The following is an 18,875-nucleotide window of genomic DNA, read 5'->3' as shown; positions in this document are numbered from 1 at the left end:
CCCCCCCCCCCCCCACCCCCCCCAGCCGTTGTTTCTGCTGTCGCTGAGCCTGGCTGTCGCCTGTTGTTGATCGCCAGCGCCCGCCATTGCGGCGGCGCTGCCCGCTCCTTGACAACGGCGATTGACGCCCACCCCCAGTGCCTGCCCACCCGCGCCAAAAAGCGCGGTGGTGCTGCGCTGCGGCCCAACGATCCCAGCCATACCTCTTGACGCACTATGAACATCCGCAATCCTTGGGCGCTGCGCAGCCAGCCGCCCGGTAAACAGTCCACCACACCATCCAGCCGTCCCGCTGCCGCCGCCCATGGCGCCAGCCTCGGCTCTGCCAGCAAGCATGCGGCAGCCGTGCTGGCCGCCACCGCTGCGCTCTGGGGCGTGGCTGCGGGCGGCGCGCAGGCGGCCGAGGGCCAGCTGCGCATTGCGCAGCAGTACGGCATCGTCTATTTGCTGCTCAATGTGGCGCAGGACCAGCAGTTCATCGAAAAGCAGGGCAAGGCCCAGGGGGTGGACATCAAGGTCAGCTACCTGCAGTTCTCCGGCGGCCCGGCGGTCAACGATGCGCTGCTCTCGGGCAACGTCGATATTGGCGGCGCCGGCGTCGCGCCGCTCTTTACGCTCTGGGACCGCACCAAGGGCAAGCAAAACGTCAAGGGCGTGGCCTCGCTGGGCAACTTTCCCTACTACCTGGTCAGCAACAACCCGCAGGTCAAGACGATTGCCGACTTTACCGACAAGGACCGCATTGCCACGCCGGCCGTCGGCGTCTCGGTGCAGTCGCGCGTGCTGCAGTACGCCTCGGCCAAGCTCTGGGGCGAGCAGCACTACCAGCGGCTCGACAAGCTGCAGGTCGCACTGCCGCACCCCGATGCGGCAGCGGCCATCATCAAGGGCGGCACCGAGATTACCGCGCACTTTGGCAACCCGCCGTTCCAGGAGGTGGAGCTGGCCGGCAACCCCAATGCGCGCATTGTGCTCAACAGCTATGAGGTGCTGGGCGGTCCGGCCTCGTCCACCGTGCTCTACGCCACCGAGAAGTTCCGCCAGGAAAGCCCCAAGACCTACCGCGCCTTCCTCGATGCGCTCGATGAATCGGCCCGCTTTGTACAGGCCAACCCCGAGCAGGCGGCCGATATCTTTTTGAAGAGCGGTGGCGGCGGCAAGGTCGATCGCAACCTGATCCTGCAGATCATCAAGAACCCGCAGGTGCAGTTCACGATCCAGCCGCAGAACACCGTGGGCCTGGGCCAGTTCCTGCAGCGGGTGGGCGTGATCAAGACCAAGCCCGAATCGGTGCGCGACTATTTCTTTGACGACCCGCGCATCTCCGGGGGGAGCTGAGATGCGCTGGCCCCACGTTTTTGCGCAGGAGGGTGATGTTGCGCTGTCGCGCGGCAGCTGGCTGCGCAGCTCTGCCGAGCCCTATGCCAGCCTGGCCGAGGCCGAGCTGGCCGACCGCCTGATCAGCCGTGCCCCGCCCATCCCAACATCGGCACCCAGCCAGACCTTGCACAGCCAGGCAGCGCAGGCGGGCAGCGCCTTGCTGGAGGTCGACCAGGTCAGCATCGACTATGTGACCGACGAGCGTGTGCTGCGTGCCACCCACCAGGTCAGCCTGCAGGTGCATGCGGCCGAGCGCTTTGTGCTGCTGGGGGCGTCTGGTTGCGGCAAATCGACCCTGCTCAAGGCCATGGCCGGTTTTGTGCCGGTCAGCGAAGGGGCGATCCGCCTGGCTGGCCAACCGGTCGAGGGCCCCGGGCCGGACCGGGTGATGGTGTTCCAGGAGTTTGACCAGCTGCCGCCCTGGAAGACGGTGCGCGAGAACGTGGTGTTCCCGCTGCTGGCCTCGCGCCGCTGCAGCAAGGCCGAGGCACGCGAGCGCGCCGATCTCTACCTGGACAAGGTGGGGCTGAGCCGCTTTGCCGATGTGCATCCGCACCAGCTGTCAGGCGGCATGAAGCAGCGCGTGGCTATTGCCCGTGCGCTGGCCATGCACCCGCAGGTGCTGCTGATGGACGAGCCCTTTGCGGCCCTCGATGCGCTGACGCGCCGGCGCATGCAGGAAGAGCTGCTGGCGCTGTGGGACGAGCTGCGCTTCACCTTGGTCTTTGTCACCCATTCGATCGAGGAGGCGCTGGTCGTGGGCAGCCGCGTCGCCATTCTCTCGCCGCATCCCGGGCGTTTGCGGGCGGAGATCAACGCCCATGCCTTTGGCCTGGCGAGCGGCGGCAGCGCCGAGTTCGAGGCCGCGCACCAGCGTATCCACCGGCTGCTGTTTGACGAAGACCGCGCTGGCGCCCCCGCCGCCGCCGACCCCGGCAGCAGCGCAGCCACCGGCTTGCGCCGCGTGGCCTGACACGAGAGAAGAGACCCGCTATGGCATCCACCCCCGTGACGGCCTGGCCTGGCGCTGCCAAGGCCCTGCCACCCCTGCGGCCCGAGGCCGAATACCCCCTGCCCGATGCCCCGGCACACCTGGCGGTGCGCCGCTTGCCGCTGGCCAAACGCTTGCTCCAGCATCCGGCCTTGCGCAAGGCCCTTATTTTGGTGGTGCTGGCCCTCCTGTGGGAGCTGGCTGCGCGCTGGCAGAACAACGACCTGCTCTTGCCCACCTTCAGCCAGACGGCAGCGACCTTGCTGCGCGAGCTGGGCAATGGCGCGCTGCTGGGCAAGGCGGCGATATCGCTGGGTATCTTGCTGCAAGGCTATCTGCTGGGTGTGGCCGGGGCCTTGCTGCTGACGCTGCTGGCGGTATCGAGCCAGTGGGGGCGCGATGTGCTGACCACCTTGACCAGCATGTTCAACCCCCTGCCGGCGATTGCGCTGCTGCCACTGGCCCTGCTCTGGCTGGGCCTGGGGCAGGCCAGCTTGCTGGCGGTGCTGGTGCATTCGGTGCTGTGGCCGCTGGCGCTGGCCACCTATGCCGGCTTTCAGTCGGTGCCCGAGCCCTTGCGCATGGCCGGCCGCAACTATGGCCTGCGCGGCGCGCGCTATGTGCTGCAAATCCTGGTGCCAGCTGCGCTGCCGTCCATCCTGTCGGGCCTCAAGATTGGCTGGGCCTTTGCCTGGCGCACCCTGATTGCTGCCGAGCTGGTGTTTGGGGCGTCGTCGGGCAAGGGCGGCCTGGGCTGGTACATCTTCCAAAGCCGCAACGAGCTCTATACCGACCAGGTGTTTGCCGGGCTGGCTCTGGTGATCATCATTGGACTCTTGGTCGAGAACCTGGGCTTTCACCCGCTGGAGCGCGTCACCATCAAGCGCTGGGGTGTGCAGCGCTGATGCGCCCACCGGGCTGCGGGCGCTGTGGTCGCATCCCAACAAGCGCAGCGGGCCGGCAGGGGCGCAGCTGTAGGACTGTAGCGATTGTTGAAGATTGCCGGCTTGTCAAAATAGCATTTTTGCAATCATCTGTTGCATACTGATAGGTTTTGCAGTGCCTGATCATGCCCATTGGGGGCCGGAGGGCTGCTGCTGCGCGCCTGTGACGGATGGGGCGTGCTCCCAACACGGGTAGACCTATGACCAATTCTTCTTCTGATACTGCGCTATCGCCAGAGGCCGGCGCAGCGGCCCCGGAGCCTGCTGTGCAGACGCCGCAGGAGCCGCAGGCGAGCCAGCGCTCGACCATGTCGCTGCCGGTGGTGGTGCCCGCACTGCTGGTGCTGGGCGTCCTGCTGCTTGTTTGCGTGCTGGCGCCTGATGCCGCAGACCGCCTGTTCTCGGGCGCGCAGCGCTGGGTGGTGGCCAGTTTTGACTGGTTCTATGTGATGGCGCTGAGCGCCTTCTTGCTCTTTTTGGTGGTGCTGGCAGCCAGCCGCTATGGGGATATCCGCCTGGGGCCCGATGACGCCAAGCCGGAGTTCAGCTTTGTCTCCTGGTCGTCGATGCTGTTTGCCGCCGGCATGGGCATTGGCCTGATGTACTTTGGCGTGGGCGAGCCGCTGCAGCATTTCCTCAACCCGGCCACACAGGAGCCGGGCACGCCCGCTGCCGCGCGCGAGGCGATGGAGGCCACGTTCTTTCACTGGGGCTTTCATGCCTGGGCGGTCTACGGCACGATGGGCCTGGTGCTGGCCTATTTCGGCTTTCGCTACAACCTGCCGCTGACGATGCGCTCGGGCCTGTACCCGCTGCTGCGCGAGCGCATCAACGGCCCCATTGGCCACGGCGTCGATGCGTTTGCGCTGGTGGGCACCATTGCCGGTATTGCCACCACCCTGGGCTATGGCGCGCGCCAGATCGCCGCCGGCATCCACACCTTGACCGGCTGGGAAACCGAGACCTCCGGGTTCCTGGTGGCCGTCATCGTCGTGGTGGTGACCCTGGCCAGCCTGTCTGCGCTGCTGGGCGTGGACAAGGGCGTGCGGCGCCTGAGCGAATTCAACATGCTGCTGTCGGTGCTGCTGCTGAGCTTTGTCATCATCGCCGGCCCCACCGCGCATATCTTCAAGGCCTTGAGCGAGAACATCGGCAACTACCTGCAGGGCCTTATTGGCATGTCGCTGCGCACCTTCGCCTATGCGCCGTCGCGGGAGGAGGGCTGGTTTGGTGGCTGGACGATCCTGTACTGGGCCTGGTGGGTGAGCTGGTCACCCTTTGTCGGCCTGTTCATCGCGCGCATCTCGCGCGGCCGCACGGTGCGCGAGTTCGTCATCGGCGTGCTGCTGGTGCCCACTGCGTTCAACCTGCTGTGGATGACGGCCTTTGGCAACAGCGCGATCTGGACCGACAGCCATGTGGCCGCTGGTGCACTGGCGCAGACTGCCACCAATGTGGACGCCTTGCTGTTCCGCTTCTTCGAGTACCTGCCCTGGGTCAAGCCGGTCTCCTGGCTGGCGGTGCTGCTGATTGGCGTGTTCTTCATCACCTCGGCGGACTCGGGCGCGCTGGTGGTCAACTCCATCGCTTCGCGTGGCAACAACGAGGCGCCCGTCTGGCAGCGCCTGTTCTGGTGCGTGCTGCTGGGCCTGACCTCCATTGTGCTGCTGCTCGCCGGCGGCCTGGGCGCCCTGCAGGCCGTCACCCTGGTGACCGCCTTGCCGGTGGCCTTCATCATGCTGGTGCTGTGCGTGGGCCTGTGGCGCGGCATGGTGGCCGACCTGGCCCATTACTCGCCCGATCTGGCGCCTGCCACCAACTTCTGGAGCGGCCAGCACTGGCGCAAGCGCCTCGAGCAGATCGTGCACCAGCCGCACAAGGACGATGTACAGCGATTTCTGAGCACCACCGTGCTGCCTGCGATGAATGAAGTGGCCGCAGAGATGCAAAAGCGGGGCTTGCAGGCGCATGTGCAAGACAGCCTGGAGGGCGATGCCGACAGCGAAGCACGCCTGGTCGTGCCGGTCGAGCAGCTGCGCGACTTTGTCTACGGCGTGCGCGCCGTGCGCCGCACCATGCCCACGTTCACGGTGCGCGAGAGCGCCGGCAGCAACGCGCGCCGCTACATGTATGAGCCTGTGACTTTCTTCGAAGATGGGCGCTCGGGCTATGACGTGCAGTACTTGCGCAGCGAGGAGCTCATCGCCGATATTCTCCGCCAGTACGAGCGCTATCTGTCGCTCAGCGCAGACAAGCGCACCCAAATGCTGAACCGGGCTCCAGGGCATACAGACCCGGTGTAAATGTTCTTCGCTGGCCACCTTCGGGTGGCTTTTTCTTTTTGTGGTTTGTCTGGTTATGCGTTGGGGGGTGAATGCTCTGGCGGTGCTTTCTTTGGCTGGGGCGTTGGTAGTCTTCGTTTTTAGGTGGCGATATGGGCGCGTAGGCTTTGTTGCGGGGGCTTGCCATACAGGCGTATTGTCTGCGCCCCCGACGTCGCGCCTACGCCCCCATCTCGCCATTGGATGTGGCGGTTCGGGTGCTGCGCTCGCTGCTTGGGTGGTTGTTTTGAAGTCCAATGCGGTGGGTGATTGGCTGTGGCGAACCTTTGCCCTGGCGATGCTGTTTTTGGCTGGGGCGCTGGCAGTCATCGTTTTGGGGTGGCGATATGGGCGCGTAGGCTTTGTTGCGGGGGCTTGCCATACAGGCGTATTGTCTGCGCCCCCGACGTCGCGCCTACGCGCCCATCTCGCCATTGGTGTTGGTGGTTCAGGCGCTGCGCTTGCTGCTTGGGTTGCTGTTTTGAACGGCCAACGCGTTGGGTTTGCTGGGTGGTTCTTGCAATCGCCGACAATGGCGGCTTCTTTGCCGCCTTTGCTTTTTGCAGCCTCTGTCATGTCTTCTTGTCTGTTCACCCATGCCCATGTTTTTACCGGCCGCAGCGAGAGCGATTTCGCCTCGGCTTTTGTGGTCGCAGACGGCAAGATTGCCTGGGTGGGGCATGTGGGCGATGCGTCGCAGCCGGCGGCTGAGCACCAAGTGGATTTGCAGGGACGCACGGTGGTGCCGGGCTTTATCGATGTGCATACGCATCCCACCTTTTTGTCGCAGATCGTCGATGCAGTGCCTTGCACGGTGCCGTTGGTCGAAGACATTCCGGGGCTGATTGCGGCGCTGAAGAACCACCCCAAGGCGGGGCTGGGGCCGAACGACTGGATTGAGGGCTGGGGCTATGACGAGTCCAAGCTGAAGGAAGGGCGCACACCCACGCGCCATGACCTGGATCTGGTGTCGACCACGCAGCCGGTCTATGTGGGCCGCTCCGACTGCCATTCGGGCATCTGCAACAGCCGCGCGCTGGCGCTGGCGGGCATTGGCAAGGACACGCCCGATCCCATCGGCGGCCACTTTGGCCGCGATGCCGATGGCACGCCAAATGGCGTCTTGACCGAGCTGGCGGCCAACAGCGTGGTGCAGCGCGCCAAGGCGGTGCTGGACTATGCGCAGGCGGTGGGGAGCCTGGCGCGCACCTCGCAGCGCTTTAGCGAACGAGGCATTGTCGCGGTGACCGACATGATGGCCTTCACCCAGCCCTTCCACCACCTCGATGTCTACCGCGATGCAGCCCAGGCCGGCTTCAAGCAGCAGGCGGCACTGTATTTCTCCTGGGAGCCCTGCAAAGGCGATCTGTTGGCGGGGTTGCAGGCAGCGCAAAAGGAGGGCCGCATCAAGATCGCCGGCATCAAGCTGTTTGCCGATGGCTCCATCTCCGGCAAGACGGCCTGGTGCAGCTGCGCCTACAAGCACACGGGCAGCCTGTTTGGCATGTCCTTGCTCAGCAGCGCGGCGCTGGCGCAGGCCTATGAATGGTCAGTGGCCAACGGCGCGCAAATGGCTGTGCATGCGATGGGCGATGCGGCCCTGCAGCTGGTGATCGACTTCTTTGCCGATAAAAAGCCCTGGCTGCCTGCGGGCGTGCCTTCCGTGCGCTTGGAGCATGCGACCTTGCTCAAGCCCGCGCAGATCGCGCAGATGAATGCGATGCCCATGCAGTGGGGCGTGGCCACGCAGATCATCTTCATGTTTGCCGAGTACGAGGCCTATACCGAGAACCTGGTCGATTCCGAGTTTGACCAGTCCTACGCGCTCAAGACCTTCTATGACGAGATCGACCATGTGGCGCTGTCGTCCGACGCCCCTGCTACCACCTGGGCCGATCCGGACAATGTCTTTGTCTCCATCCAGGCTGCCGTGCAGCGCCGCGCCTACAACGGCGCCCCGATTGTGGACAGCCAGGCGCTGACGGTGCCCCAGGCCCTGCTGCTCTACACCGCACGGGCTGCCAGCCTGTCGCCGTTCGAGGGCCAACTGGGCCAGATCGCCCCCGGCTTTGAAGCCAGCTTTGCGGTGCTGGACCGCGATATCTTCACGGTGCCCACCGCCGACATTGGCAGCCTGCGCGTGCAAGCCACCTGGATTGCCGGCGAGCAGGTCTACTGCGCCGCATGATGACTTCGCCACCCATTCACCTGCCGGAGGCGCTGCGATGATCCGCTGGCTGATTGTCATTTTCCTCGCGCTGCTGCTGCTCAACGGTTTTGCCGCGCTGCTGCGCAAACTGGGGCTGGGGCGGCTGCCGGGCGATTTCGAGATTCGGCTGTTTGGCAGAACCCTGTGGCTGCCGATTGCGACGACCGTGGTGCTGAGCCTGCTGGCGGCCGGGATTGCGCGCTGGCTGTAGCAGGCTAAGCTGGCGCAAGAACACGAGAACGGAGATGTGCCGATGCGTTGTCTGCAAGTTGAGTTGAATGGAGCGCTGCTATGGCGTGTTGGCATAGATCAGGCGCTGATGTATTCGCTGCTACTGGGTATGTCTGCTGACGGCGAAGTGCTTGCGGATATTTATGCGTCTGGGATGTATGAAATATTGGATGGACGCAAGGCGCATGCGCATTGGGGAGATTTTCATCCGATAAAAAAAGATGACCGCTTGGTGGTCACACTGGTAGAGAGTGAGCACCCAACACCTCCTACAGAAATCGCCATGGCAGAGGACTTGCAGCGGCAAGAAGCGCAAATGCTGCAAGACGATGGTGATGACCCTGCGGAAGATTCGCAAGTGCATACAGCGCCGCACCGGCAAGGTGTTCAGCTGCACTGCGCAGTCAATGGACAGCACCAAGCCATTGCAAGAATGGGCAATGGCGAGAACCGTATTCAGTGCTCATTGTTGTGGAACCGCTGGCACCCCGATCGCTGCCGCGTGCATGTTCACTCCTTTGGGGAGGCAGGACTTCCTGAGTCTGATTGGCTGCGGGTGGATTTGGCGACCAATGACAGCATCGAATTTCTGACGACCACGGTTTAATGTGCTGCACCGCAGCATCTGTCATGGTTGTAAGCCAATCTCGGGGGTGGATAGACCCACCGTCCCTGGAGCGCAGCGTCAGCTAAGGGAAAGCTTGTAAACAAATTGTCACCGTGCTTTCATACACTGGCGCGATGTCAAGCATTGAGTTACGGCAGGTTGCCAAATCCTGGGGCAACACCACGGCGCTGCATGCGGTCGATCTGCAGATCGCGCCGGGCAGCTTTTGCGTGCTGCTGGGCCCCTCGGGCTGCGGCAAATCGACGACCCTGCGCATCATTGCAGGGCTGGAGACGGCCAGCGCCGGCCAGGTGCTGATTGGAGGGCGCGATGTGACGCAGCTGCCGCCAGCGCAGCGCGGCATTGCGATGGTGTTCCAGAACTATGCGCTGTTTCCGCATTTGTCGGTGGCCGAGAACATGGGCTTTGGCCTGGCGGTGCGCAAGGTGCCCAAGGCCGAGGCCGACAAACGTTTGAAGGATGCGGCCGAGCTGCTGGGCCTGTCGCATCTGCTGGAGCGCAAGCCAGGCCAGCTCTCGGGCGGCCAGCAGCAGCGCGTGGCGCTGGGCCGGGCCCTGGTGGCCCAGGCCCATGTCTGCCTGATGGACGAGCCGCTGTCGAACCTGGACGCGCAGCTGCGCCAGGAGATGCGTGCCGAGCTGCGCGAGCTGCAGCAGCGCCTGGGGCTGACGGTGGTCTATGTCACCCATGACCAGACCGAAGCGATGAGCATGGCCGACCAGGTGGTGCTGCTGCACCAGGGCCGGGTCGAGCAATGCGCGACCCCGCGCGAGATGTATGCCCGTCCGGCCAGCCGCTTTGCCGCGCGCTTTATTGGCACGCCGGCGATGAACCTGGTCCAGCTCAGCGGCGGCGCCATTGCCGGCAGCCAGGTGCAGGTGGCGGCGCCGGCCGGTGCTGCTGCGCTGGGCCTGCGGCCTGAGGCCGTGCAGTGCCTGGCCACCGAAGGCGTGGATGCGCAGGTGAGCAGCCTGGAATACCTGGGCGCCGATACGGTGCTGCGCTGCGCGATTGGCAGCGAGCAGATCACGGTGCGCGCACCCGGCCAGCAGGCAGTGGCCGTGGGGCAGGCGCTGCGCCTGGCCTGGCGCGCGGAGGACATGCATTTCTTCGATGCCCATGGCCAGCGCATGGCCTGAGGCACGCAACCCCTTTTCTTTGACTGAGCTGTTTGTGCAGCGCCTGCGGGCAGGCGCATAACCCGAGGAGTGATTCCGTGCAACGCAATATCTTTTTGAAGACCCTGGCCGCATCGGCCGTCGCCATGCTTGGCCTGGGCGCCGGCCTGGCGCATGCCGCCGATCCGCTGGAAGTGCCTTTTTACTACCCCGTGGCCGTGGGCGGCCCGATCACCAAGGTGATCGACGGCTATGCGAATGACTTCAACAAGGCGCATCCGCAGTACAAGATCACGCCGATCTACGCGGGCACCTACCAGGAAACCATCGTCAAGGCGCTCACTGCCAACAAGTCGGGCAAGGCGCCGGCCACCTCGGTGCTGCTGTCGACCGACATGTTCACCCTGATTGACGAAGACGCGATCGTGCCGATCGACGACTTTGCCAAGACCGATGCCGACAAGGCCTGGCTCAAGGGCTTCTACCCTGCCTTCATGGCCAACAGCCAGACGGGTGGCAAGACCTGGGGCGTGCCTTTCCAGCGCTCCACCGTGGTGATGTACTACAACAAGGACGCCTTCAAGGAAGCCGGCTTGGACCCGAACAAGGCCCCCGCCACCTGGAAGGAGCTGAGCGAGGCGGCCAAGAAGCTCAGCAAGAAAGACGCCAGTGGCAACGTCACCCAGTACGGCATCCAGATCCCGTCGACCGGCTTTGCCTACTGGATGCTGCAGACCCTGACCACCCCCAATGATGTGCTGCTGGCCAACGAAGCGGGCACCAAGGTCAGCTTCGACAACCCCAAGGTGATCGAGGCGCTGGACTACTGGGTCAACCTGACCAAGGAAGGCGTGCACCCCAAGGGCGTGATCGAGTGGGGCACGACGCCCAAGGACTTCATGGAAAAGAAGGCCGCGATCATCGTTACCACCACCGGCAACCTGACCAATATCAAGGCCAACGCCAAGTTTGATTTCGGGGTCGGCCAGATCGCCGGCCATGTGCGCAAGGGCGGCTCGCCCACCGGTGGCGGCAACTTCTACATCTTCAAGAAGGCACCCAAGGAGCAGCAGCAGGCCGCTTTCGAATTTGCCAAGTGGGTGACCCAGCCCGAGCGCGCTGCGCAGTGGAGCATGGACAGCGGCTATGTGGCCGTATCGCCCGCCGCCTATGACACGCCGATCCTGAAGCAGTACGGCCAGGATTTCCCGCAGGCCCTGGTGGCCCGCGACCAGCTGCCCGTCTCGGTGGCCGAGTTCTCCACGCATGACAACCAGCGCGTGACCAAGGTGCTGAACGACGCCGTGCAGGCCGCGCTGAACGGCACCAAGACCTCGGCGCAGGCGATGAAGGATGCGCAGAAGGAAGCCGACCGCATCCTGCGCAGCTACCAGTAACGTCCCCACCCGGCATGGCCTGCTTGCAGACCATGCCGGGCCAGGGTTGGGCAAGGCCCCAGCCCGGTTGAGAGAACCCAACGCATGAGCGCCTCTTCCTCGTCCATTGCCGGCAGCGGCCAGCGCAGCATCCACGCCTGGCTGCTGCTGCTGCCTGCGCTGGTGCTGCTGGTCGCCTTTACCCATTGGCCGGCCGTGGCGACCTTCATCGACAGTTTTTATTCCACCCCCAAGGGCGCGCGTGCAGCGGTGTGGGTGGGCATCGAAAACTACCAGGCGATGGCCGATGACCCGGTGTTCTGGCAGGCGGTGCGCAACAACCTCTGGTTTGCGGCCGCCACGATTCCTGCCTCCATCGGCCTGGCGCTCTTGATGGCGGTCTGGGTGAATGAGCGCATCGCAGGCCGCACTTTTGTGCGCATGGCGTATTTCACACCCACGGTGCTGCCGATGATTGCAGTGGCCAATATCTGGCTGTTCTTCTACACGCCGCAGTACGGCCTGCTGGAGCAGGTCACCGGCGCGCTGGGCCTGCCCTCGCACAACTGGCTGGGCAGCCCGTCGACCGCGCTGGGGGCTATCACCTTGGTGGCGGTGTGGAAGGAAGCGGGCTTTTTCATGATCTTCTACCTGGCGGCGCTGCAAACGCTCAACCCGAGCCTGAAGGAGGCCGCCGCCATTGAGGGCGCATCGCGCTGGTACTTTTTCCGCCGGGTGCAATGGCCGCTGCTGATGCCGACCACGGTGTTTGTGCTGGTCAATGCGGTGATCAATGCCTTCCGCCTGGTCGACCATGTGTTTATCCTGACGCGCGGCGGCCCGGACAATGCCACCACCTTGCTGCTCTACCACCTCTATGAGGTGGGCTTCAAGTTCTGGGATACGGCCTATGCAGCGGCCATCACCGTGGTGCTGGTGGTGGTGCTGTCCAGCGTGGCGCTGTTCCAGTTCTTTGTGCTGGACAAGAAGGTGCACTACCAATGAGCCGCAGCCAAGCCCCTGCCGTCATCTACCGCCACACCTGGCTGGACACCTTTGCCGCCTGGCTGCTGGCGCTGCTGTGGATCTTGCCGCTGGCCTATGCGTTCTGGACCGCCTTCCACCCCAGCGACTACGCGATCCGTTTTGACCTCGGCGCCCCCTGGACCTTGCAGAACTTCCGCAAGGCCTGGGATGCGGCGCCGTTTGCGCGCTATTTTCTGAACACCAGCTTGCTGGTGGCCCTGATCCTGGCGGCGCAGCTCGTGCTGTCCACCTTGGCGGCCTTTGCCTTTGCACGCTACCAGTTCCGGGGCAAGAACATCGCCTTTGCGCTGGTGCTGGTACAGCTGATGATCATGCCCGACATCCTGCTGGTGGAGAACTACCAGACCATGGCCCGGCTGGGCCTGGTCGATACCTTGTTTGCGATTGGCCTGCCGTACTTTGCCTCGGCCTTTGCGATCTTTTTGCTGCGCCAGACCTTTATGGGCATCCCCAAGGAGCTGGACGAGGCCGCGCGTGTCGAAGGGGCCAGCACCTTGCAGATTCTCTGGCGCGTCTATGTGCCGCTGGCCCGGCCGGTCTACACCGCCTTTGCGCTGGTGTCGGTGAGCTTTCACTGGAACAACTTTCTCTGGCCGCTGATCATCACCAACAGCGTGGAATCGCGCCCGCTCACCGTCGGGCTGCAGGTGTTCTCCAGCGTGGAGCAGGGCGTGGACTGGTCCACCATCACCGCCGCCACCTTGATGACCTCGGCGCCGCTGCTCGTCGGCTTTATCCTGTTCCAGCGCCAGTTTGTGCAGAGCTTTATGCGGGCAGGGATCAAGTAAAAACGCTAGAGTGGCGCTTTTTGGGGAGGTGTGTCTATGGCTGCAACGGGCTTGGCTGGCGTGGTTCTGTATGGCAAGGATATCGAGCGCTTGGCGCAGTTCTACACGCAGGTGCTGGGCCTGCGCGAGCAGCACCGCGAATCGGGCTGGGTGGTGCTGGCAGCAGCGGCCTGGCAGCTGGAGTTGCATGCGATCCCAGCCCATATCGCCGCGCGCATGACCATCACCGCGCCGCCACAGCGGCGCGAGAATGTGGCGCTGAAGTTCTTTGCGGCTGTCCCTTCACTGGCCGATGCGGGCGCTGTGGCAGAAAGCCTGGGCGGTGCGCTGCTCCAGGACGCCTGGGCCGGGCCGGGCTTTCGCGCTTGCAATGCGATGGACTGCGAGGGCAATGTGTTCCAGCTGCGCGAGTTGACGTCCGCTGCTGCCCAGTAACGGGTCACACCGTCCCCGCGGCCTGCTGAGCCGCAGTTCCCGCTCAAGCCGGTTGCTGCTGCGTGGTGCAGTGGATGCCGCCGCCGCCCGCCGCGATGGCATCGATATTGAGCTGCACAATCTCGCGCCCCGGGAACTGTTCGCGCAAGAGGGCGCGGCTGTTGCGGTCAGCGCGGCTATCGCCAAACTCCGGGCTGATCACTGCGCCGTTGCAGACGTAAAAATTGATATAGCCTGCCGCAAAATCCTTGTTCTCGTACTGCGGCCGGACCTCGTCAGGCCCCGGCATGCGCAGCACCTGCAAGGGGCGGCCCTGCGCGTCCGTCGCCTTGCGCAAGATGGCCAGGTGGCGCTGGGTGACCGCATATTCTGGCGAGGACCTGTCATTGTCCACACCGGCAACCACGACCCCGGGCGCGCAGAAGCGGGCATAAAAGTCGGTGTGGCCATCGGTGATGTCGTGGCCGGCAATGCCGGGCAGCCAGATGACCTTGTCGATCCCCAGCACCCGCTGCAATTCCTGCTCGCACTGCGCCTTGCTGAGGCCGGGATTGCGGTTGGCGTTGAGCACGCAGCTCTCGGTGATGATGGCAGTGCCCTGGCCATCCACTTCGATGCCGCCGCCTTCCAGGACCAGGCTGCTTTTCAGCAAGGGAACCCCTGCCGTACCGGCCACAAAGGCCGCGACCTGGGCATCGTTGCGGTGGGATTGCTTGCGCCCCCAGCCATTGAAATTGAAACCGACCCCGGCAAGCCCGCCGCCTGCCTTCTTCACAAATACCGGGCCGGTGTCCCGCATCCACAGGTCATCGATGTCTTGCACCAGCAGTTTGACCTTGCTGCCGCACAGGCGCGCGGCCAGGTCGTAGTCCTGGGCGTTGACCAGCATCTGCACCGGCTCCATCTGGGCAATGGTCTGGGCAATCAGCGCCAGGTTGGCCTGTGCGCCCGCCTTCAGCCGGCGGCCCCAGATCGCGTCACTGGCACCAAAGGCCATCCAGGTGGCAGCATGGCGCTCGCCTTCATCGGGCATGCGCCCTTGGCTGTCTGCAGCGGGCGCTGACTGCGCTGGCATGCCCACCGCGCCTCCGGCGACCAAGGTGGTGCCGGCCGAGAGAAATTGTCGTCGTTGCATGGTGTTGGCTCCCATGGGGTCGTTCGCGCCATCGCGCATCACATCTTGACCTGTCTTCATCACTTTTCCAATGGCTCCTGTTCGGAGCCGTTGCGTTGCCGAATATTCGGACGAGGTCGCATTGTGTATCGCGGTAGGTATGAGATCAAATGATAAGATTTGCGCTTATTCATTAATATATCTCATATGTCAGAGCCACGTCTCCCGTCCTTGAAGCTGTTGATGGGGTTTGAGGCCGCCGCCCGGCATGGCAGCTTTTCACGCGCAGCCGATGAGCTGCATGTGACCCAGTCTGCGATCAGCCACCAGGTGCAGCAGCTCGAAGCGCAGCTGATGCAGCCGCTGTTTCGGCGTGCAGGGCGCGGTGTGGAGTTGACCATCGCAGGCGAGGTGCTGCTGCGCAGTGTTCAGCGCTCGCTCACTGTGCTGCGCAGCGGCGTGGATCGCATTGGCACCTACCTCGATCCGAGCCTGGTGTCCCTGGTCTGCCCCGCGCCGCTGTTGCGCGGCTGGCTGCAGCCCCGGCTGCCCGAGCTGCATGCGCTGCTGCCCGGGCTGAGCCTGGTGCTGTCGGCCGACGAGAGCGCCCGCTTTGTCGATGAGATCGATGTGGACATTGCCATCAGCCGCAGGCCGCTGTTGCAGCCGGGCTTGCAGGATCAGCCCCTGCTGCAGGACGAGTGGCTGCTGGTGGCCGATGCGGGTATCGCCCAGAAGCTGGGCTGCATCCCTCACGAGCAGCACCACCTGCATGCCGATCTGGTGTGCCTGGAAGAAAGCCTTAGCTCCGAGGCCACGGCGCCGCTTTTTCTGGGGCCCCTGGCGCAGTTTCGCAAGCGCGCCATGTATGACGATGCGCGGCTGGTGCTCGATGCCGTGTTGGCAGCGCAAGGCATCGCTTGCCTGCCCAGCCTGTTGCTGGAGGGCAGCCTGGCAAATGGGCGGCTGCAGATGCTGCCAGGCTACCCGCGTGTGCCGGGCAGCACCTGGTGGCTGTCGGGCGTGGCTGGGCCTGCCCGCTCGGACATGGTTGCGCAGGTCTTCCAATGGCTGGGCGCGCAAGGCCAGCCACGGTGACCGGGGACAGGGCGCTGCCTGCAGCTTGCTGCGCCGGCATCGCGCGGCATTTACCCTGCAATGCGCAGGGCCTGAAAATTATGTATGATGAGTGTCATGCGAAATGATACTTCCAACACCCGGGCTGCGGCCAAGCAAGCGACGCATGATCGCATTGTGTCCGTTGCCGCGCGCGCTATCCGCCGCAGCGGCTATGGCGGCACGGGGGTGGCCGACATCATGAAAGAGGCGGGCCTGACGCATGGGGCCTTCTACGCGCATTTCGCCTCGCGCGAGGCGATGCTGGCAGAAGCTGCCGGTCTGGCGTGTGCCGAGTCTGCTGCCGTGGTGGCCGAGGTTGCGGCCCAGGCGCCCCCTGACCAGGCCTGGGACGCCCTGCTGCGCGCTTACCTCTCGAAAGCCCATGTGCAGCATGCCGAGCAAGGCTGCCCGCTGGTGGCCTTGGGCTCGGAGACCGCACGCCAGGCACCGGAAGTGCGCCGCCTGACCACCCAGCACATCAAGGGCATGGTGGACCTCATCGCCCGCCAATCGCCCGATTGGGGACAGGCGCAAGCGCATGAGCGTGCGATGGTGGCCTTGTCCACGATGGTGGGCAGCCTGTTGCTGGCCCGTGCGGTGGACGACCCGGCGCTGTCGGACAGCTTGCGCGAAGCGGCGCTCCAGCATCTGCTGCCCGCCGATCGGGCAGCAGATCTTACGCCCGGCAGCAGCGCCTAGCAGCGCGCTGCTTTTTTTTGATTTTTAATATGATGAGCATCATGCGAAATGCAGCCGTGCAAGCGTTGGTGCCAAATCGCCCTGGCAAAAAGAGCTGGCCGCTGCGCGCAGTTGCGCGAGTCCGCAGCGCTGATCGGGGCGGGTGCTCCGCCCGGTGGCAGATCTTGTTTTCGCCTTTGAATGCACCCCTGACGCACTGGCCTCTGCTGTGGCCGGTGATGCCAGGGGAAAAGTCCCCATCCAGCGCCCGTGCGCGCTTCTTCAACCTCGTTCAATCTGGAGATTTCCATGAAAATTGCTAACGCTGTCGTTCTTGTTTCAGGTGCCAACCGTGGCATTGGCCAGGCCTTTGTGCGCGAGTTGCTTGCCCGCGGTGCCCGCAAGGTCTACGCGGGTTCCCGGGATCCCGCCAATATCAGCCCGCAAGCGGGGGTGCATCCGCTGCGGCTGGATGTCAATAAGCCCGAGGACGTGGCGGCAGCTGTGGCGCAGGCGCCCGATGTGACCCTGGTGATCAACAACGCCGGCATCGCGCAGACGGGTGGTTTTCTTGCCGAGGACAGCGAAGCGGTGGCTCGCCGCATGTTCGAGACCAATTTCTTCGCGGTGTTGCGCATGAGCAAGGCCTTTGCACCAGTGCTGGCGGCCAATGGTGGTGGTGGCTTGCTCAATGTGCTGTCGATTGCCTCCTGGGTGAACGGCAGCGATCTGGCCGCCTATTCGGCGAGCAAGTCCGCCGCCTGGTCGCTCACCAACTCGCTGCGCTACGAGCTGGCTGCCCAGAAAACGCAGGTGCTGGGCCTGCATATGGCCTTTGTCGATACCGACCTGACTCGGGGGCTGGATGCCCCCAAGTCCAGCCCGGCCGATATCGTCCGCCGCACGCTCGATGCGCTGGAAGCTGGGCTGGACGAGGTGCTGGCCGATGACCTGACGCAGCAAGTCAAGCGCGGGCTGGCGGCAGACCGGCCGAGCTACCTGCCGCAGCGCGCTTGAGGCTGGGTGCTTGGCCGTGCGTATCAGCCGTGCAGCACCAGCGCAAAGCCTTCCGCCGCTGATGGCGCGACAAAGTGCTGGCTGATCAGCTCAAACTGCGCATCGCTGGTTTCAAACGGATGCTCGCCCGACGCATTGCGCGCCCGCAGGCGGCGCTTGCATTCCTCGTCGGGCAGCTGCAGCCAGTGCAGCGCATGCGGGGCCCCGGCTGCCTCAAAAATGCGGCGCGCCCAGGTGCGGGTGGCGGGGGTGTTCGATGGGAAATCCAGCACCACCGACGTGCCGGCCTGGAGCAGCGACACAATATGGGACTGCATCGCGCCGCGCAGCCTGGCGGACAGCCGGACATAGTCCTGGACCGAGACCAGCGCATCCGGGTAGAGCTGGGCAAGCCAGGCGTCTTCGCTGACCAGCACCGTGCGGGGCTGTGCGGCGAGCTGCCGGGCCAGGCTGGACTTGCCGGAGGCGATCTTGCCGCAGAGCAGGTGCAGGGTGCCGGTATCGGTGTCTCTATCGGCGAATGTGTCAGGCGCTTGGCTGGTGTTCATTCCATCTCCTTGGAGGAAACCCCAGAGACGGAAAACCCACCTCCAGGGTGGGTTGCATGCTTGCGTGGCCGCGCGCTATCCCACCGTCGGTATGACGATGCGAATAATTCGGGGGCTGGTGCACAGGGCCATCAGCGCAATGTAGCAGACGCCAGGCCAGCGTGCAGCGCTGCGCGCCCTCAAGAGCGCCGCTTGGTCAGGCGGATATCGCCGTCGCCCACATCGCGCTCATCGCCCCAGCCCAGGTGGCGGTAGAGGCGCGCTGCGCGGCTGGTTGTGGCCGTCTCCAGCCAGGCCGCCTCATGCTGCGCCAACAAGGCCTGCTCGCAGGTCCGGCACAGGGCCGTGCCCAGGCCCCGGCCTTCGCGGTCGCTGCGCACAAACAGTGCAAACAGGCAGGCGCTGTCCAGGTCCACCATCGCGAAGCCGGCGACCTCGCCATCGATGGTGGCGACCCAGGCGCAAGAGGCGCTGCGAATAGCCTCGGCAATGGACTCGGGCGTGACGCTGGCGGCGGCCAGCTCGTCAAGGGTCATGCGGTTTTCCGTGACTGCCAGGCGCACCTGGAACATGGCCGCTACATCGCCCACGGTGGCGGGGCGGATCTGAAAGGAATCTGCTTGGTGGTTGGGCATCGCCCGACTATAGAGGCGCCGGGTCTGGCTTGGGGCGCTGACACGAAAAATGCCGGACCCCTGCTGCACAATGGCAGGCGATGGCGCCAGCGGGCGCGGCTATCCACAGAGTTTTCCACATGCAAATACTGAGCTGGAATGTGCAATGGTGCTGCGGCCTCGATGGCCTGGCCGATCCGGCGCGCATGGTGCGCCATGCGCTGGCGATGGGCGAGGGTGCAGGCGCGGGCACGGGCGGCATCGATGTGCTGTGCCTGCAGGAGGTGGCCGTGGGCCACGGCGCGCTGGCGGGCGCG

The 18,875-nt window shown here is 64.6% G+C and carries 18 protein-coding genes and 1 pseudogene; 16 read left to right on the top strand and 3 right to left on the bottom strand.

Going from position 1 to position 18,875, the window contains the following annotated elements; genetic code table 11:
* Window positions 1–216 precede the first annotated feature (216 nt).
* The 12 genes from H928_RS0122480 to H928_RS0122420 all read left to right on the top strand — a co-directional run bounded on the left by H928_RS0122480 (window position 217) and on the right by H928_RS0122420 (window position 13,468).
* Window positions 217–1,338 carry an ABC transporter substrate-binding protein gene (locus tag H928_RS0122480; RefSeq protein WP_021028515.1) on the top strand — a complete coding sequence of 374 codons (1,122 nt, stop codon included), beginning with the start codon at window positions 217–219 and terminating at the stop codon, window positions 1,336–1,338.
* 1 nt (window position 1,339) lies between these two features.
* Window positions 1,340–2,353 carry an ABC transporter ATP-binding protein gene (locus tag H928_RS0122475; RefSeq protein WP_021028514.1) on the top strand — a complete coding sequence of 338 codons (1,014 nt, stop codon included), beginning with the start codon at window positions 1,340–1,342 and terminating at the stop codon, window positions 2,351–2,353.
* A 20-nt stretch (window positions 2,354–2,373) separates the two neighbouring features.
* Entirely contained in the window at window positions 2,374–3,276 is a 903-nt protein-coding gene (locus H928_RS0122470) for an ABC transporter permease (RefSeq protein WP_021028513.1), read from the top strand.
* A 347-nt stretch (window positions 3,277–3,623) separates the two neighbouring features.
* Complete coding sequence (locus tag H928_RS0122465; RefSeq protein ID WP_239645056.1) at window positions 3,624–5,618, top strand: BCCT family transporter; 1,995 nt, start codon at window positions 3,624–3,626, stop codon at window positions 5,616–5,618.
* 592 nt (window positions 5,619–6,210) lie between these two features.
* Window positions 6,211–7,824, top strand: coding sequence for an amidohydrolase (locus H928_RS0122460; protein ID WP_021028511.1), 1,614 nt, complete (start codon window positions 6,211–6,213; stop codon window positions 7,822–7,824).
* Window positions 7,825–7,861: 37 nt separating this feature from the next.
* Window positions 7,862–8,056, top strand: a complete 195-nt coding sequence (locus H928_RS0122455) for a DUF2905 family protein (protein ID WP_021028510.1) — start codon at window positions 7,862–7,864, stop codon at window positions 8,054–8,056.
* Window positions 8,057–8,098: 42 nt separating this feature from the next.
* The gene (locus H928_RS31830; RefSeq protein ID WP_148293271.1) at window positions 8,099–8,683 is read left to right on the top strand and encodes a hypothetical protein; all 585 of its coding nucleotides are present in this window, start codon (window positions 8,099–8,101) and stop codon (window positions 8,681–8,683) included.
* A gap of 134 nt (window positions 8,684–8,817) precedes the next feature.
* Window positions 8,818–9,843 (top strand): ABC transporter ATP-binding protein, encoded by a 1,026-nt coding sequence (locus H928_RS0122445; RefSeq protein ID WP_021028508.1) that lies wholly within the window; start codon window positions 8,818–8,820, stop codon window positions 9,841–9,843.
* A 77-nt stretch (window positions 9,844–9,920) separates the two neighbouring features.
* Entirely contained in the window at window positions 9,921–11,219 is a 1,299-nt protein-coding gene (locus H928_RS0122435) for an ABC transporter substrate-binding protein (RefSeq protein WP_021028507.1), read from the top strand.
* 84 nt (window positions 11,220–11,303) lie between these two features.
* Window positions 11,304–12,203: a carbohydrate ABC transporter permease gene (locus H928_RS0122430; RefSeq protein ID WP_021028506.1), complete on the top strand. Its 900-nt coding sequence runs from the start codon at window positions 11,304–11,306 to the stop codon at window positions 12,201–12,203.
* Window positions 12,200–13,033: a carbohydrate ABC transporter permease gene (locus H928_RS0122425; protein ID WP_021028505.1), complete on the top strand. Its 834-nt coding sequence runs from the start codon at window positions 12,200–12,202 to the stop codon at window positions 13,031–13,033. Before H928_RS0122430 ends, H928_RS0122425 begins: the two co-directional genes overlap by 4 nt.
* A 36-nt stretch (window positions 13,034–13,069) precedes the next feature.
* A complete protein-coding gene (locus H928_RS0122420; protein WP_021028504.1) occupies window positions 13,070–13,468 on the top strand; it encodes a VOC family protein in 399 nt (132 codons plus the stop codon).
* Window positions 13,469–13,511: 43 nt separating this feature from the next.
* Here H928_RS0122420 and H928_RS0122415 read toward each other — a convergent pair whose 3' ends face one another.
* Window positions 13,512–14,603 (bottom strand): agmatine/peptidylarginine deiminase, encoded by a 1,092-nt coding sequence (locus H928_RS0122415; RefSeq protein WP_027011276.1) that lies wholly within the window; start codon window positions 14,601–14,603, stop codon window positions 13,512–13,514.
* Between the two features lie 210 nt (window positions 14,604–14,813).
* Between H928_RS0122415 and H928_RS0122410 the strand changes: the two genes are divergently transcribed.
* From H928_RS0122410 to H928_RS0122400, 3 genes are all read left to right on the top strand, one after another.
* The gene (locus H928_RS0122410; protein WP_021028502.1) at window positions 14,814–15,680 is read left to right on the top strand and encodes a LysR family transcriptional regulator; all 867 of its coding nucleotides are present in this window, start codon (window positions 14,814–14,816) and stop codon (window positions 15,678–15,680) included.
* A gap of 84 nt (window positions 15,681–15,764) precedes the next feature.
* Window positions 15,765–16,400 (top strand): TetR/AcrR family transcriptional regulator, encoded by a 636-nt coding sequence (locus H928_RS0122405; RefSeq protein WP_021028501.1) that lies wholly within the window; start codon window positions 15,765–15,767, stop codon window positions 16,398–16,400.
* Window positions 16,401–16,688: 288 nt separating this feature from the next.
* Complete coding sequence (locus H928_RS0122400; RefSeq protein WP_021028500.1) at window positions 16,689–17,396, top strand: SDR family oxidoreductase; 708 nt, start codon at window positions 16,689–16,691, stop codon at window positions 17,394–17,396.
* Between the two features lie 23 nt (window positions 17,397–17,419).
* Here the strand turns inward: H928_RS0122400 and H928_RS0122395 are convergent, their stop codons facing one another.
* Entirely contained in the window at window positions 17,420–17,944 is a 525-nt protein-coding gene (locus H928_RS0122395; protein ID WP_021028499.1) for an ATP-binding protein, read from the bottom strand.
* Window positions 17,945–18,123: 179 nt separating this feature from the next.
* Window positions 18,124–18,579: a GNAT family N-acetyltransferase gene (locus H928_RS0122390; protein WP_021028498.1), complete on the bottom strand. Its 456-nt coding sequence runs from the start codon at window positions 18,577–18,579 to the stop codon at window positions 18,124–18,126.
* A gap of 119 nt (window positions 18,580–18,698) precedes the next feature.
* Between H928_RS0122390 and H928_RS33785 the strand changes: the two are divergent.
* Window positions 18,699–18,875 (top strand): annotated as a pseudogene (locus H928_RS33785) (endonuclease); the annotation flags it as partial.

Source organism: Comamonas sp. B-9 (genome assembly GCF_000410635.1).
GTDB lineage: Bacteria > Pseudomonadota > Gammaproteobacteria > Burkholderiales > Burkholderiaceae_C > Comamonas.
This window is presented reverse-complemented; position numbering and strand designations above follow the sequence as displayed.